The 16,116-nt window shown below is 41.1% G+C and carries 16 protein-coding genes and 1 tRNA gene; 9 read left to right on the top strand and 8 right to left on the bottom strand.

The features are described 5' to 3' along the window. Positions 1–208 precede the first annotated feature (208 nt). Together IQ244_RS26495 and IQ244_RS26500 are read right to left on the bottom strand one after the other, a co-directional pair. A complete protein-coding gene (locus IQ244_RS26495) occupies positions 209–502 on the bottom strand; it encodes a hypothetical protein (RefSeq protein ID WP_193899559.1) in 294 nt (97 codons plus the stop codon). A 52-nt stretch (positions 503–554) separates the two neighbouring features. Next, complete coding sequence (locus IQ244_RS26500; RefSeq protein WP_193899561.1) at positions 555–746, bottom strand: hypothetical protein; 192 nt, start codon at positions 744–746, stop codon at positions 555–557. Positions 747–817: 71 nt separating this feature from the next. On the opposite strand from IQ244_RS26500, the gene IQ244_RS26505 reads away from it, so the two are divergent. Both IQ244_RS26505 and IQ244_RS26510 read left to right on the top strand, forming a co-directional pair. Next, positions 818–1,996, top strand: coding sequence for a murein hydrolase activator EnvC family protein (locus IQ244_RS26505; protein WP_193899564.1), 1,179 nt, complete (start codon positions 818–820; stop codon positions 1,994–1,996). Positions 1,997–2,055: 59 nt separating this feature from the next. After that, positions 2,056–2,128: transfer RNA gene (locus IQ244_RS26510), tRNA-Arg, on the top strand. Positions 2,129–2,212: 84 nt separating this feature from the next. On the opposite strand, the gene IQ244_RS26515 is transcribed toward IQ244_RS26510, so the two are convergent. Next, a complete protein-coding gene (locus IQ244_RS26515; protein ID WP_193899566.1) occupies positions 2,213–2,653 on the bottom strand; it encodes a heavy metal-responsive transcriptional regulator in 441 nt (146 codons plus the stop codon). 385 nt (positions 2,654–3,038) lie between these two features. Here IQ244_RS26515 and IQ244_RS26520 point away from each other — a divergent pair, with 385 nt between their 5' ends. Together IQ244_RS26520 and IQ244_RS26525 are read left to right on the top strand one after the other, a co-directional pair. Beyond that, positions 3,039–3,185, top strand: a complete 147-nt coding sequence (locus tag IQ244_RS26520) for a hypothetical protein (protein ID WP_193899568.1) — start codon at positions 3,039–3,041, stop codon at positions 3,183–3,185. Further along, positions 3,172–3,489, top strand: a complete 318-nt coding sequence (locus tag IQ244_RS26525; RefSeq protein ID WP_193899570.1) for an amidohydrolase family protein — start codon at positions 3,172–3,174, stop codon at positions 3,487–3,489. The genes IQ244_RS26520 and IQ244_RS26525 overlap by 14 nt, the downstream gene beginning before the upstream one ends. Before the next feature lie 111 nt (positions 3,490–3,600). On the opposite strand, the gene IQ244_RS26530 is transcribed toward IQ244_RS26525, so the two are convergent. The 3 genes from IQ244_RS26530 to IQ244_RS26540 form a co-directional block, all read right to left on the bottom strand. Next, the gene (locus IQ244_RS26530; RefSeq protein ID WP_193899573.1) at positions 3,601–5,727 is read right to left on the bottom strand and encodes a serine protease; all 2,127 of its coding nucleotides are present in this window, start codon (positions 5,725–5,727) and stop codon (positions 3,601–3,603) included. A gap of 360 nt (positions 5,728–6,087) precedes the next feature. Continuing rightward, complete coding sequence (hemB, locus tag IQ244_RS26535) at positions 6,088–7,068, bottom strand: porphobilinogen synthase (protein WP_193899575.1); 981 nt, start codon at positions 7,066–7,068, stop codon at positions 6,088–6,090. A 298-nt stretch (positions 7,069–7,366) separates the two neighbouring features. After that, positions 7,367–7,708: a DUF4870 domain-containing protein gene (locus tag IQ244_RS26540; RefSeq protein WP_193899577.1), complete on the bottom strand. Its 342-nt coding sequence runs from the start codon at positions 7,706–7,708 to the stop codon at positions 7,367–7,369. A 165-nt stretch (positions 7,709–7,873) separates the two neighbouring features. Between IQ244_RS26540 and prfC the strand changes: the two genes are divergently transcribed. From prfC to IQ244_RS26565, 5 genes are all read left to right on the top strand, one after another. Continuing rightward, a complete protein-coding gene (gene prfC, locus IQ244_RS26545; RefSeq protein WP_193899579.1) occupies positions 7,874–9,502 on the top strand; it encodes a peptide chain release factor 3 in 1,629 nt (542 codons plus the stop codon). Positions 9,503–9,824: 322 nt separating this feature from the next. After that, complete coding sequence (locus IQ244_RS26550; RefSeq protein ID WP_193899581.1) at positions 9,825–12,041, top strand: M48 family metallopeptidase; 2,217 nt, start codon at positions 9,825–9,827, stop codon at positions 12,039–12,041. A gap of 697 nt (positions 12,042–12,738) precedes the next feature. After that, positions 12,739–13,227 (top strand): RNA recognition motif domain-containing protein, encoded by a 489-nt coding sequence (locus IQ244_RS26555; protein ID WP_193899583.1) that lies wholly within the window; start codon positions 12,739–12,741, stop codon positions 13,225–13,227. Between the two features lie 628 nt (positions 13,228–13,855). After that, on the top strand, positions 13,856–14,476 hold the full coding sequence (locus IQ244_RS26560; protein ID WP_193899585.1) for a TenA family protein: 621 nt from the start codon (positions 13,856–13,858) through the stop codon (positions 14,474–14,476). 50 nt (positions 14,477–14,526) lie between these two features. After that, the gene (locus IQ244_RS26565) at positions 14,527–14,886 is read left to right on the top strand and encodes a winged helix-turn-helix transcriptional regulator (protein WP_193899587.1); all 360 of its coding nucleotides are present in this window, start codon (positions 14,527–14,529) and stop codon (positions 14,884–14,886) included. An 85-nt stretch (positions 14,887–14,971) separates the two neighbouring features. Here the strand turns inward: IQ244_RS26565 and IQ244_RS26570 are convergent, their stop codons facing one another. After that, a complete protein-coding gene (locus IQ244_RS26570) occupies positions 14,972–15,370 on the bottom strand; it encodes a salt stress protein, Slr1339 family (protein ID WP_193899589.1) in 399 nt (132 codons plus the stop codon). Positions 15,371–15,451: 81 nt separating this feature from the next. Then, positions 15,452–16,057, bottom strand: coding sequence for a vWA domain-containing protein (locus tag IQ244_RS26575; protein ID WP_193899591.1), 606 nt, complete (start codon positions 16,055–16,057; stop codon positions 15,452–15,454). Between the last annotated feature and the right edge of the window lie 59 nt (positions 16,058–16,116).

Raw genomic sequence — 16,116 nt, forward strand, 5'->3', positions numbered from 1 at the left:
CAAACGCTTTACAGAAATCATCTACATGACAGAACAAAGCATCTAAACTAAACATAGGACAGGCTGCTGGATTTGTTGTTATTTTCAGCTTACTACCTGTCCTTTTTCTTATCCCGAACTCAGGTTAGGTAAGTTCTATATATTGGACTTCAAATTCCAGACTTCTTAAAGAAGGCGGGGATCTTCTTATTCACAATAGATATTTTCTTTATGGCTTTTCCTTAATCGTTACTAATCCATGTATTCCCAGGGCTGTGATGACACCGCCTAGTAGTCCCCACGTACCATCGGCGAATACATTGATGCGATGAATAAAAGCACGATGGTAAGCGTATTCTAGCTGCCTATCATTGACTTTGTTTTCTTCTACCAATGTTTGCACATACTTCTCAGCTTTTTGAAGTGCTGCGTAGTCTAAGTTAAACCAATAAAGTGATGTTCCTACTACTACAACGCCTGGAAAAACTAAAGTAATTAAGAGAATTGCTATACGTGCTTTCATACAATCTATCTATTTCTGAGCAAAAGTAATTTTTCCAAATCACATAAGATTGCTATATGTAATTATAAAATTGGCCTGCAATGCGAATGCGACAGATGACATTACGAATGCGATCGCTTACATTGTGAATGTGACGGTTGACATTACGAATGCGATGACTCACATTGCGAATGCGACAGCTGACATTAGGAATGCGATCGCCACTTTCATACAAGCTTCTCAGATATTCGACAAGAAATAGCACTTTGAGCAAAACAAGAGAAATTTGGGAATACTCATAGTGTTTCGCAGCATTGCTTTGGTTAGGCTCACGCTATGAGAGCATTAAAGATCATTTTTCTGGGATTGGGTTATGTTTTGTGTGTGTGTTTGGTATTGATTTCAGTATCGGCAGGATATGCAACAACATCAGCATCAGTTGATACTTTACGACAACAGCAGCAACAAATTAATCAAGAACGCCAGAATGTGATTCAGGAACGCGATCGCTTGACTAATTTGCAAAATGCAGCCCAAAATCGCTTAACTGGCATCAACAAAAATCTCAACACCACAAATAATCAAATTCAAGATAGTGAATCGCGGTTAACCCAAGCCACCCAACGCCTCCAAAAGCTAGAAGCTGATTTAGCCATAGCGCAACGTACTTATGAAGAACGACAAGTCGCCACAGTTGCCAGGTTACGTTATCTCCAGCGATCGCACGCTAGTCAAGGGTGGGCAGTTTTAATGCAAAGTCATAATATTAGTGACTTTATCAGTCGTCGTCATCAATTAAAGTTAGTGTATCAGGCAGACCAGAAAATTTTAGCAAAACTCAACCTCCAAGCACTCCAGATCAATCAGCAAAAAACAGATGTAGAACAGCAAAAAAATGAAATTGCGTTGATTCGTCAGCAATTATTAGCACAAAAAGCCGATTATCAAACCCAAGCGCAGTCACAATCAGAATTCATTCAACGCTTAAATAGCGATCGCCTCGCCTTAGAAACCGCCGAAAATCAATTAGAAAGAGATTCCCACAATCTGGAAAGCTTGATTGAAGAAAAAGTCGCCGCCTTAGAAGGACGCAGCAAAACTAACAGCCGCAACAGCATTATTATTCGCGGAACAGGAATGTTTGCTTATCCTAGCAATGCACCAACTAGCAGTCCCTTTGGCTGGCGGGTACACCCAATTCTGGGTTATCGCCGCTTTCACGCAGGTTTGGATTTTGCTGCTAGTTATGGTAGTACAATTCGCGCCGCCGATTCGGGAACTGTCATTTTTGCTGGGTGGTATGGTGGCTATGGTAGAGCCGTAATCATCGACCACGGAAACGGATTAACGACACTCTACGGACACACCAGCGAATTGTTTGTGTCTGAAGGACAAGGCGTACAACGGGGACAGGCGATCGCTGCTGTCGGTTCTACTGGCTTCTCTACCGGGCCGCACCTACATTTTGAAGTCCGCCGCCGTGGTACACCCATTAACCCGGCTGATTTTCTTTAAATTTGATGTTAACTCCCAGGCAAATTTGATCACAGCCATGCTATAATCCAGAAGACTAAGGGCGTGTGGCTCAGTGGATAGAGCAACAGATTCCGGTTCTGTGGGTCGGGGGTTCAAATCCCTCCACGCTCGTTTTGTTTAGTTGCTTGTCAGAATTAGTGATGCGATCGCTATTCCTGGATTTGTATAAAGGTATGAGTAGTGCGATCGCCATCATCAGTGCGGGATCGGGTCATTAAATTCTGACTCATTTTCAATAATGGGACAAATAGTTGAATGCGAATTATCAGGCTTGATTTCCCAACCAGACAGTAATCCTGATAATTCTTGTCTTAGGATAAGTAATTGCTGAATTTGTGCATCAATAGCTTTTACCTTGTCTTCTAATTTAATTTTGATGTGTTCACAAGGTAATTTTCCTCTGTCATGAACATTTAAAAATTCCTTAATTTCTGACAAAGTTAAGCCTAAACTTTGAGCGCGTTTAATAAAATGTAGTCGTTCTAAAACATCAGAGTTGAATAATCTAAATCCACCTTCGGTTCTGCCTGATGATTTGAGTAGACCAAGTTCTTCATAGTAGCGAATAGTTTTAATTGGTACGCCGCTTTCCTTCGCAACTACACCAATTTGTTTTGCTTCGGCTGAGGCTAACATAATTACCAAACTGTGCGTGAGATACGATTACTGAATCTTATAATAAACTCTCCAGTTCAATGGAGAGTAAAGAGGTAGCATTATTATTCAGCTAAAGCTAATTATGGTAGGTCTCTCACGAGAGAGGGTCTATTCTACAATACAAGGCTTATTTTAGTATAAACCTTGCAAATTCTTTATCAGAGTTTAACTAGACTTTTATATACAAAATTACATGAGAAAAATTACTGAACTCATGATATTTTTTGAGTGGCTTGCCTTTAAAAAAATTATGACAAATAAATACATACACTTAAACAAACTCAGCAAAGGTTTACTAGCGGGATTGGTTGCATCGTTGTCTATTGTGACCAGCTTTGGTGCAGCAAATGCTGCCACTTGAAAAGTGACAGTAGAAAGTTTAACACCACCACAGAGGGATTTTTTCAGCCGTGTGTCGGTTGGTTTTCATGATGGCGAATTTGATTTCGTAGATATTGGTCAACCCCTAACATTGGCGCTTGAACGAGTAGCTGAAGATGCAACGCATTGATGGTCGTTTCGCTAATCAAACCTGGACGAAGTTAGATACTTCGAGTCAAATCAAACAGCGGCAAAAGAAACCCAGCGAATATTTTTTGGATAACTTTGTAATTGCTACCAGCGGTGTCAACTGGCCACCAGCATTGACGTTTGCGCTTTCAGTCTTGGGGGCTGACCGAATTTTATTTGCGATCGATTATCCTTATGAATCTACAGCTAAGGCTGTGGAAGGTATAGAAAGTACACCGATGAGTGATGCTGATAAGCAAAAGATTTATCATTTAAACGCGGAAAAGTTGTTTAAATTGACATAACTTGAATCAATTTAAACGTTTTTTTGCTTCTGGATGATTTCACTTATTTACTACTTGCTTATCTCGAAAAGTGGCAGAACAGGGATAAATTTAATTACGAATTAGTCAAATCTAACGCTGACGTTTTCTAATTAATTCCAAAACTTGCTGATACGCAGATGCGTTTCCTTGTGATTTATACAAATTAGCTGCTATTTCTAAATCACCAATACCTGCTTGCTGTTCGCCTAAATCATAACGAGCTAAACCGCGGTTGTGGTAGGCTTGGGCATAGTTAGAGTTATTGATAATTGCTTGATTATAATCGGCGATCGCACCTTCTAAGTCTCCCAGGTTTTTGTAAACGTTGGCTCGGTTGTAGTAAGCAAAGGCATAATTAGGCAGCAGCTTTAAGGCTTGATTATAATCAGCTAAGGCTCCTTGCAAGTCATTTACATCATACTTAGTATTGCCGCGATTGTTGTAGGCATAAGCATAATTAGGATTAATTTTAATCGCTTGGGTATAGTCGGCGATCGCTCCTTGTTTATTGCCTAAATCAAAGGAAACATTGCCTCTGTTATAGTAAGCTTCAGAATTATTAATATCGATTTTGATGGCTTGGCTGTAATCTGCAAGTGCCTTTTGCTTTTCACCTAAATAATAAAAGGCGTTCCCTCTGCCGTTGTAAGCAGCAGAATAGTTAGTATTCAGTTTAATTGCTTGGTTATAATCGGCGATCGCTCCTTGAGAATCTTGCAAATCAGAGCGAGCATTGCCTCGGTTATAATAAGCTTCGGCGTTGTTAGGATTAGCTTTCAAGGCTAAAGTGTAATCGTTCAGTGCGCCTTGTTTATCGCCCAAGTAATAACGAGCATTACCCCTACCGTTGTAAGCGGAGGAATGATTAGGGTTGATTTTCACCGCTTGGGAATAATCGGCGATCGCGCCTTGATAATCACCCAAATCATAACGGGTATTGCCACGGTTGTTGTAAGCAAAAGCATAATTAGGGTTAAGCTTAATCGCTTGATTGTAATCAGTTATTGCCCCTTGCTTATCGCCTAAACTAGCGCGAGTATTTCCCCGATTGTAATAAGCTTCAGAATTACTCGGATCAGTTTTAATTGCTAAGTTATAATCAGCCAGCGCCCTTTGTTTATCGCCTAAAGCATAGTGGGAGTTACCCCGATTATTATAAGCAGAAGAATAATTAGGATTAAGTTTCAAAGCTTGGTTATAATCAGCCAGCGCCCCTCTTTTATCATCAAAATCATAGAGAATATTGCCGCGATTATAGTAAGCAAAGGCATATTCAGGATTAATTTTTATAGCTTGATTGTAATCTTTTAATGCACCTTGTTTATCACCTAAATAATAACGCGCATTTCCCCTGTCATTGTAAGCATAAGAATACTTGGGATTGATGCTAATTGCTTGGTTATAAGCTTCAATTGCCCCTTTGTAATCACCTTTTTTATACTTATCCCCGCCCTGAATGTAAAAGTCATCTGCCTTTGGCGCGGTGGGCTTAGGCTGACTGACTGCACCTACCTCAGTTTTTGGTAAGGTGCGTAAAAAAGTATTAATGGGAATGCCTAAATTAAAGCCAGTTTTAATTATTACATCAGGATTTTTATCGGAAATTTGATAGTTTTCTGCGGTGTCGCCTCTACCGTGAATCCCCACTAATTCGCCTTTTTCATTCAGCACCGGGCCGCCACTCATCCCCGGTAGGGTGTCGTTGTTGTAAACTAAAGCATAACCATCACGCAGGGCTTTAGAAGCATTGGCGGTGATTCGCCCTTCAATGAAATTGTAAATTGAGATAGAAATTGCCGCACTTGGACGAGGAAACCCCGCGACATACGATGTTGCACCTTCGCTGATATCATCGGAGTTGCCGATTTTCGCTACAGGATAAGTTTTACTACTGCTAAACTGCCCAATAGCTAAATCTACCCCTGGGAGCTTTTTCACCGTGTCATACTTTAACTCATAACGGCGATCGTCGGGAGTGACAACTGCATATTTATCTGGGTTATCGATGACGTGTTTCGCTGTTAACACTGTGTAAGTCTCACCGTCACGGCGAATAATTACCCCAGAACCAGAACCATTTTGATTTTCAATTAGCACTGTCATAGCTTTAGCGATTTTGCTGACTTCCGTAGAAGAAAGCGCCACAACCATTTGTGGTTGAACAAAAGCCACTGAAACTCCAATCAGTGCGGGTGTTAATAGATAGTTAAATTTCATAAATTGTTTTGCTATGCTTGCTGTGAGCAATTGGTTAAAAGTATATTGATAAATTTTTTATACCACCCAGATGATACTGAAATGGGCGATTGTTGAATTCTTCTAATAGAGTTTAATTTTTGTTGATATAAGCGGTTGCTTAATTTTCATTCTGGTGAGCGATCGCTCTATGTTCGGTGTATTTTGAGAATGATATTGCTATTTTCAGCGGCAGGCAATGCAACCTTAACCAAAGCTAAAACTAATAAAATTAGGACTTAAGCAATAAGAATAAAAATCAAGGGTTTGAGGGTGTAAGGGTTTTGAACACCTACACTCTCAAACCCTGAGATTTCCCAATAATAACTCAGCAAAAAGCACTTACCGCAACCATCTAGCTGCATCTTTGGCATGGTAAGTTAAAATCAAGTCTGCACCAGCCCGCTTAAAGCCAGTCAAGGTTTCCATCACTACACGCTCTTCGTCAATCCAACCATTTAAAGCCGCAGCCTTAATCATGGAATACTCACCGGAAACGTTGTAAGCTGCCACAGGTAAGCTACTCGCTTCCTTCACCCGCCAGATAATATCCATATAAGCCAAAGCCGGCTTAACCATGAGCATATCCGCGCCTTCGGCAATATCTAATTCAATTTCCTTAATGGCTTCCCGACTATTACCAGGGTCCATTTGATAAGTTCTTCTGTCACCAAATTGGGGTGTAGAATCGGCTGCATCGCGGAATGGGCCATAGTAAGCCGAAGCATACTTAGCAGCATAAGACAAAATGGGGATATCTGGGAATCCGGCTTCATCTAATCCTGCCCGAATGGCCTGGACAAAGCCATCCATCATCCCGGAAGGAGCGATGATATCTGCACCAGCTTTGGCTTGAGAAACGGCGGTTTTCTTGAGTAATTCTAAGGTGGGGTCGTTGAGGACTCTGCCTGTTAAATCACCTACTTGCAAGTAACCACAGTGACCATGACTAGTGTATTCACACAAGCAAGTATCAACAATAACAATTAAGTCTGGTACTGCCGTTTTTACCGCAGTGGCAGCTTTTTGGACAATTCCGCAATCGTGCCAAGCACCAGTAGCATCAATATCTTTATCTTCGGGAATGCCAAATAAAATAATGGCGGGAATGCCTAAGTCATAAACTTCTTTGGCTTCTTCCACAATTTTGTCTACCGACAGTTGGTAGACTCCCGGCATAGATTTAACTTCCTTGGCAATTCCCTCGCCTGGTACAGCAAACAGCGGGTAAATTAAATCGTTGGTGGTGAGGATGGTTTCACGTACCATCCGGCGCAGTTGGGGATGGCTACGCAAACGACGGGGACGTTGTATGGGAAACATAATTTTTGGCAAGGAAACGATGTAATGGACACAAGTCAAAGCGGCACAAAAGTAGAGAAAAACTCTACAACTGTCAGACAAACTACAATACAGTGCTTAACTGTCCTTTGCCCTACTCTTGATGAAGCTGTAGGGCAATTTTGTATTCTACAACTTGGTTGCTACTTCATCTAGCTAACAGTTTGAGTAAAAAGATATTAATTTTTAATTCTGATATAAAGACATTAAACCGCAAATCGCTGTGCGAATTTCTTTGTTAAAAATGTTCAAGCTTTGATGAGCAGCTACCATGAATGTGCTATAAAACACGGAAAATGAAGGGATAGCGGAAAGGTTGATCGGGATTGGTAAACACACTGGCGATCGCCCAAATTGTTAACCCCCAATGCAGCAAATAGCCGATACCAATTAGGGGAAACAACAAACCAAAAGTGAGCCAAATGAATGCTGTAATAATAATTCCATAAATCCACACATTAAAGTGAAAATTAATAGATTCTTTGGCATTTTCTAGCACTACCGGATCATTAGCAATAAATAGCATCGCGATCGGTATCCCAACTGACACAAAAGTTGTACTCAAAAAAATCGCTCCATGACATAAGGCAGATAACAGCTTTCGCTTGTCTGGGTCGTACATAGGTTTCTCCTTTGAGGGGTTAGGGGGCAGAATTTTGTAATCAGTACTCAGCACTATTGTTGACCCTATCACGAGCCTTGTTGTTTTAAGATTAAAAGACTTACTAAAGTAGAGAAAAATTAAGTTAAGTAAAGTAACAAGGTAAGCTGTACATTTAGGTCAATTATGTCAACTGAAATTCAATCAGAACTCCATCAAGCAGTAGAACTGCGACGTAACTTTGCGATTATTTCGCACCCTGACGCGGGTAAAACGACGCTGACAGAAAAACTACTACTGTACGGAGGTGCGATTCACGAAGCTGGTGCAGTAAAAGCCCGCCGGGCGCAGCGCAAAGCTACCTCCGACTGGATGGCGATGGAACAACAACGGGGTATTTCCATTACCTCGACTGTTTTGCAATTTGAGTACCGAAATTGTCAGATTAACTTATTAGACACCCCTGGACACCAAGATTTTAGCGAAGATACTTACCGCACTCTCGCCGCCGCCGATAATGCGGTGATGTTAATTGATGCGGCTAAAGGTTTAGAACCCCAAACCCGCAAATTATTTGAAGTATGCAAATTGCGGGGTTTGCCGATTTTCACCTTTGTGAATAAACTCGACCGTCCGGGTAGAGAACCTCTAGAACTGTTAGATGAAATTGAACAGGAACTAGGGTTGCAGACTTACGCCGTGAATTGGCCGATTGGGATGGGCGATCGCTTTAAGGGTGTTTTTGATCGTCAGCAACAACAAATTCACTTGTTTGAACGTAGCGCCCACGGTAGCAAAGAAGCCCTGGATACTGTTGTTGATTTGGGTGATGCCACAATTGAACAACTACTAGAAGCAGAATTGTACTACCAACTCAAAAATGATCTGGAACTTTTAGATGGAGTCGGCCCGGAACTAGATTTGGAATTGGTGCATCAAGGCAAAATGACTCCAGTGTTCTTTGGTAGCGCTATGACCAACTTTGGCGTAGAGTTATTCCTCAAGTCTTTCCTTGACTGTGCCTTAAAACCAGGTGTTCACAACAGCAGCGTTGGTGAAGTTCCCCCCACCTACCCGGAATTTTCGGGTTTTGTTTTCAAGTTACAAGCCAATATGGATCCAAAACACCGCGATCGCATCGCTTTTGTCCGGGTCTGCACTGGCAGATTTGAAAAAGATATGACAGTCAATCATGCCCGCACTGGCAAAGCTGTACGTTTATCACGTCCGCAAAAACTCTTTGCTCAAGAACGGGAATCGATTGATGTAGCATATCCAGGTGATGTCATCGGGTTAAACAACCCCGGCGTTTTTGCGATCGGCGATACCATTTACACAGGGCAGAAGTTGGAATACGAGGGGATTCCCTATTTTTCACCAGAACTGTTTGCTACCCTGAGAAATCCCAACCCCTCAAAATTTAAGCAATTTCAAAAAGGCATTTCGGAATTGCGCGAAGAAGGTGCTGTGCAAATTATGTACTCAACTGATGAAGCCAAACGCGACCCAATTTTGGCTGCGGTGGGTCAGTTGCAATTTGAAGTGGTGCAGTTTCGCCTACAAAATGAGTATGGTGTAGAAACCATTCTGGATGTATTACCCTACAGCGTCGCTCGTTGGGTAGCAGGTGGGTGGGAAGCGTTGAATCAGGTGGGACGTTTATTCAACACCACCACAGTCAAAGACAGCATGGATCGACCAGTGTTGCTATTCCGTAATGAATGGAATTGCCATCAGTTACAAGAAGACCATCCAGATTTAAAATTAAGCGCGATCGCCCCGGTACTGTATGGCCAATCATCAGTGGAATCTTGAATAAGAATCCAGAAATCAGAATACAGAATTCAGAATAAATCCCTTCTGACTCCTGACTCCTGACTTCGGACTTCTGACTCCTGACTCCTATTTATCGGGTATAGTTGATGTCCACGGCATCGCGGGGTCGCGTTGTTATATCACCGTGGATCAAAAGTCAAAAGCTAAAAGTGAAAAGTAAAAAGAAAATCTTATATCTAAAACGTGAGGCGCAGCAGTCCAGGTACTGGTGAGCAATTTTATTCTTCTTTACTTTTGCCTTTTACCTTTTTACTTTTACCTTATTCGATCAGTTAGCAGAGATTGGAGTGCCAGAATTTCTATGCCTTCATATTCTGAATCATCTTTGGAGGCTGGTTTAACTGCCCTCAAACAGGGAGATTACAAAACAGCGATCGCTCAACTAGAACCTGTGGCTATTAGTAAAGGCAATAGCACTACTAGCTTACAAGCTCGTGTTGGGTTAGTTATGGCTTATGCTCGCACTGGCGAAGCCCGCAAGGCGATCGCCCTGTGCCAAACTCTGAGAGATAGCCAAAATCCCCAAGTCCAAGAATGGGCAGAACGCGCTTTAACACATTTAACAAAACGTAAACAACAAAAAAAAGTAGAAAATCGTCAAAGTTCTACCGCATCTTCACAACCATCAAAAGCAAGTTCATCGGCTGTGTCATCAGGACGCATCCAACAGCCTTTGCTGGAAAAACCAGTACATTCAAATCATTATCAAAATACCTTCATTGAAACACCTGTAACCTCACAAAATCGGTTTACAGAGTCAGATGAATATACACCAACTCAACAACTAAATATTTACTGGCGACAAGCAAAACGCGCTAAGGTATGGCAACCCTTACGTAAACCGAAATTACTGCCTTTGCGATTACAAGCACTCTTGACCATCGTCGCTTTGTTTTGGGTGATGGAGTTTCTCTTGAAGTTAGCAATGGTATCGGTGAATGTAATTTTAGACAAATTGCCCTATTTGGCACCATTGCCGTTTTTCTACCGCGACCCCAAGCTGGTGGTAATTGGCATTTTAGCTAGTGCGATCGCCCTATCACCGTGGCTATTAGATTGGTTACTCACTCGGTTTTGTAGTCAGCAACCCCTATCAAAAGATATCTTGCACAGCCGCAGTCGGGAAACAGCCAGAGTCCTCCAGCGTTACTGTCAGCAAAAACGCTGGCAATTACCCCACCTGCGAATTATCCCCATCAATACACCTATAGTCTTAACCTACGGCAATTTGCCCCGTAATGCGCGGATTGTTGTCAGTCAAGGGCTATTAAATCAACTGGCAGATGATGAAATTGCCACCATCTATGCTACTCAGTTGGGACACATTGCCCACGGCGATTATTTAGTTATGTCCCTGGTATTGCTGCTGACTTTGCCGATTTATCGCTTATATCAGCAAATTTCTCAATGGGGCAATAGCGTTTCTGGGATTTGGCAATGGCCATTTAACGTTTTTGCTAGTTTGGCCTATGGAATGTGGTGTTTATTTACGGGGACGGCTTTATGGTTTTCGCGATCGCGGCATTATTATAGCGATCGCCTAGCAGCCGAAATCACGGGTAATCCCAACGCTTTAATTCGGGCTTTCTTAAAAATTGCGATCGGCATTGCCCATGATATCCAACAATCACAACACACCAATTGTCAATTAGAAAGTTTAAATCTCCTCATGCCCATCAGCTACCAACAAAGTCTATCTTTGGGTAGTATTGCCGGGCATATTTCCTTTGAATCTGCCCTGATGTGGGATCACCTCAATCCCTATCGTCACTGGCTGGCAATTAATAATAGTCACCCCTTACTCGGCCAGCGTATTCAATGGCTATGTCAAATAGCCCGCCACTGGCACATAGAAACCGAAGTGCATTTTAATAGTGAGCAGTTTATTAAAACAACACGTCAATCCTTCTTACTGCAAATCGCGCCATTTTTAGGTATTCCCATAGGTTTTGGATTTGCCGGATTGATTTGGTTGAGTTGGCAAACCGCTTTCAGCCTCAAATTTTTGAACTTGAAATGGATTTATGAAGATTGGAATTTTGTTAGTGGTTGCTTACTGATTGGTTTTAGCATTGGTTTAGTCATTCGGATGAATGCTTTTTTTCCGAATCTCAAAACTGCTAGTTGGCAAGCTGATGAAAGTTTACCTAACATCTTAGCCAATCCTTCCGCCATCCCCATTGATACTACAAGCGTCTGTCTGGTGGGCAAATTATTAGGTCGTCCCGGCACAGCGAACTCTCTGGCGCAAGACTTAATCTTGCAGTCCAGCACAGGTTTAGTGAAATTACATCACGTTCCTTGGCTATGCTTGGGGCAGAAAGTCCATCTTCCAGATTTGATTGGGCGGCAAATTACTGTTACAGGCTGGTTTCGTCGCGGCGCAACACCTTGGATTGATATCCAGACTGTACAAACACAAACTGGAACCACCATTTATAGCCCTCACCCCATTTGGTCTACCATTTTGGCCATAGCCGCACAAGCTTGGGGCGCTTACATTTTTCTCTTAGGTTAGCCAATGGTTAATGCTTAATCAGTTATGGCTGTAGCCAAGGTAGTTAGGACATCGGTAGAGGCTTTGAACTCTGTCACCTGTAACCTATGACCTGTCCCCTGTCAGAAAAAGCCACAATGAAATTGTTCACTGTTGACTCTGGACTTTGTTGCAACATTTCTTTACAAGTGTTACATTTATTAACAATTTCTGAGTAACCAGCATAACCTAGCATCTTAGCTTAGTAACTGCTTACGCCAATCCATTTTTTATCCTCCCAACACAGCAGCTAGACCAGCCATTGGCTGGTTTTTATTTCAAATATCCGCTCTTGAGAAAAAAATGTATTTTATGTTACTATTAATTCGCAATATAATCAGAAATGTGTGTTCTGAACTAGCTACGTAGAAGATACCGTGATAATGTAGGGAATGGTGTTGAATTCTGCGGGCAAGGACATCAAAAAAATGTTTACTGTGGCAGACAGTAGGCTAATAAATTTACAAATTTTAGAATTAAGGTGGTATTAACTGAGCGTTGTATGCGCTTTCGTAATATACAAGCTTTATCCAAACGAAAAACTGTATTGTATAAGTTGACAGTTTGGAGTAAAAAATTGGTTTATGGCAAATTTAATCAAAAGCATCTATTTAAAAGCCAAAACCAAGTGATTGTTCTCTTGCCTTGCTACGTTCATTAAACTCTGGAGGTATAGTTCATGTCTGTTCGCCTATATATAGGCAATTTGCCAAAAGAAGAAATAGATCGTCAAGACCTGCAAGCCGTTTTTGCGGCTGAAGGCGATGCTGTTACCACAAAACTAATTAAAGACCGAAAAACCGGTAAATGTCGTGGGTTTGGGTTCTTAACAGTCAATAATGACGAACAAGCTGATCAAATTATTGAAAAATATAATGGTCAGATGTTTAAAGATACCCCAATTAAGCTAGAAAAAGCATTGCCCCGCACCAAGGGTGATGAAGGCGAAGAGCAAGCGCCTACTAAAGCTGTTACACATAGTAGTCCCACTCCTAGCAGCAACAAAGACAGCAGTCGTCGTGAGAAAGGCTCTAAGAAATCTAAACGCAGCAGTGGTAGCCGCGAAAGTAGCACCTCAACTGAATCAGATGCAATTCGTCCAGATCCCCGTTGGGCATCTGAACTAGAAAAACTGAAGCAGATGTTAGCAGCACAAACCACAAATTAAGACTAGCAAGGAGAAATTAAAAATTAAAAATCAATTTTCTGGTTTTTAATTTTTAATTGTCCATGAATCTTGATTGACTAAATCAAAGATTACTGGCAGCTATGATTGACAGAGAGTAGATGTGATTTGTGCGGCTGTTCGCAAAGTTACAAGGGGGCATTTTTGTATAGTTCATACACACAAAGCAGAATTATACAGATATGCCAAATTTTGCCAACAATTGCGTAGTTTACCGCCAGATGAGATCGCCTTGGTTCAACTTAACTAAGTTTGTCTAGATCTTCCAGAGTTCCGAACGCTAGTGTGAAGAACATTTATACTCTTAAACTAGTATAGGCGTAGCAATAACACGCCCTTACTAGTTTTGTTTATAGACAAAGATTTTATCAACAACAGTTAAAACATTGTTGCGTATACATTGTGAAGTTAGATAGATACGTGTAAAAATCAGTATGGAAATATTACTGAACTGCTTAAGCAGTTTCAACGGAGGCAGGAAAGCTTTCTGCCTCTTTTACTATATAAGCAACTAATAATTTTGACGACACAAGATCCAGGATGTAGACCAGTATAGTTTGACAATCGGCTAGGATAAATTTAAGAATTTTTTGGTACAAGCTCCAGACTAATGACTTTATCCAATGAATTGTGGGTAGCCAATCAAGATTTAGGGCAAGCTTGTCTAGAGCATCCTTTTGTACAAAGTATCGCTGATGGTAGTCTTGAACCAGCCAATTTTGCTTACTATGTAGGACAAGATGCTTTCTTTTTAGAAGCTTTCGCCCGTGCTTATAGCATCGCCGCCGCTAAAGCACCAGACTGGAAAGGATTTAGCATATTTCACAATTTAGTTGGTGGAGTTTTAGCGGAGTTACAACTACATCAAAGCTATGCAGCCAAGTGGGGAGTTGATTTGCGTTCAGTAGAACCAGGCGCAGCCACCCGTCGTTACACAGATTTTTTGTTAGCTACAGCTTGGGGTAGTGATGTTGGTATAACAGCTGCGGCGATGTCACCCTGTATGCGCCTGTATGCCTTTTTGGGAGAACATTTAGCTCGAAATGGCATACTTAACCATCGCTATGCAGATTGGATTATCACCTACAGTAGTGCAGATTTTCAACAACTCACACAACAATTACACAGTTTGGTGGATAACTACGCCACTAATAACGTTTTAGTTCATTCAACTTACCGTTACGCTATGCTCTGCGAACGGGACTTTTTTCAAGCTGCGTGGATAATGTAGTAGCTTTGTTATACCAACTAATTCGATGCTGTTATTAATAAAAGTTAACTATGAAAGCAGAAGCAGAGACCGATCACCGACTAACTTGTGAAGTAGAAACTACCCTAAAAGTCATCGGTGGACGCTGGAAAGTTTTAATTATTCGGGAGTTAATTACTGGAGTGAAACGCTTTGGTGAATTGCAAAGAGCTTTACCGGGAATCACCCAAAAGATGTTAACTCAGCAATTGAGAGAAATGGAAGAAGATGGGATAGTACATCGACAGGTTTATGCACAAATACCTCCAAAAGTAGAATATTCACTTACTCTATTAGGAGAAAGTTTGAAACCTATTCTTTATGCTATGCACGACTGGGCTGTTGAGCATTTACTACAGAATTCAGGAGTCAGAATTCAGGATTCAGAATAAGAGTCACTTCAATGGTGTTCTTGATGCTGCTAGAAATATTTTATATATCAGATTAATTCTCAACAAAAACTCGAAATTTGATTATTTAATTATTTTGTAAATATTCAACTGCGGCTGCTAATTTTGAGGGGTAGCCTTCAGCAAAACTTTCAAACCATAATCCTTCTGGTGACAGAGGATCTAATTTCTTTAACCATTCTTTTGCTTGTTTTTGCACAACTTCTAATTGTTGGGCTTTGATTTGTTCTTGTCGAATGCGTTCTTGTTCAAGTTCTTGTTGTCTTTGCAATTCCTCGGCGGCGGCTTTTTCTTCGACATCAGCTTTTACTTCCGCCAAAATGTTATCGATAATAGATTGTGATTTAGATGGCGTTGATATAAATGGTGAGATTACATCTGGTTTAGATTGTTGTGGTGCGGGTGCAGGTTTTATGGGATCATATTCCGCTTTGATTTGAGCCAAGAGTTTATCAATAGAGTCCATTTTTTTAATTCGTAATTAAATTTTGCTCAGGGTTGACAAAAATCAAAAAGACAAAAGACTAACGCCTAGTCTTTTGTCTTTTTAATCTTTAATAGCGTTGAGCAGAACTTCTGACAAACTTAAATCTTCCATATCTTCCATTGTAATGGTGTCACAGATATCAAATTTTGCCCCAGCGCTTTGCAGTTCATCATCTAAGACTTTAAGAAAGCGCGTGGCTTGTTGATCTGAACCGACTTGAATAAAGGAAATTCCTAGTTCTTCATCCTTATCCATCCGCCGAGAAGCTTCAATAATTACTCGCATAACGGCTTTGCGATCATCGGGTTCACCATCAGTTACGACTAGAATTGTTTCCCCATTGGGCTTTGTTGTACCAGAAGACTTACGTTGAAAATAATCATCAGTGGCGTGTTTTAAGACTGCGGCTAAGTCTGTAGTTCCTGATGGGTCATTTTCTTGGAAAATTTGTGTAACTTTACTAGTAGTGACATTTTCATAACGCTTAAACCTTCCCGAAAATACATAAACAGTAATCCCATCGGGATCAAATTGTTCACACTTACTAGCTAAAGCCAATGTAGATTCTTGGGCTGCAACCCATCGGCTTCTACCGCCTTTTTGGTCTGGGGTTGCCATGCTGCCACTTTTATCAATAATTAAAGTATAATCTCGGCTATCAAGCATAATAAATTTCTCCAATTAGTTATTGGTGATTTGTCATTAGTCTTTTTTCTTAAACTAAA

The sequence above is a fragment of the Nostoc sp. LEGE 06077 genome, from assembly GCF_015207705.1.
Taxonomy (GTDB): Bacteria; Cyanobacteriota; Cyanobacteriia; order Cyanobacteriales; family Nostocaceae; genus Nostoc_B.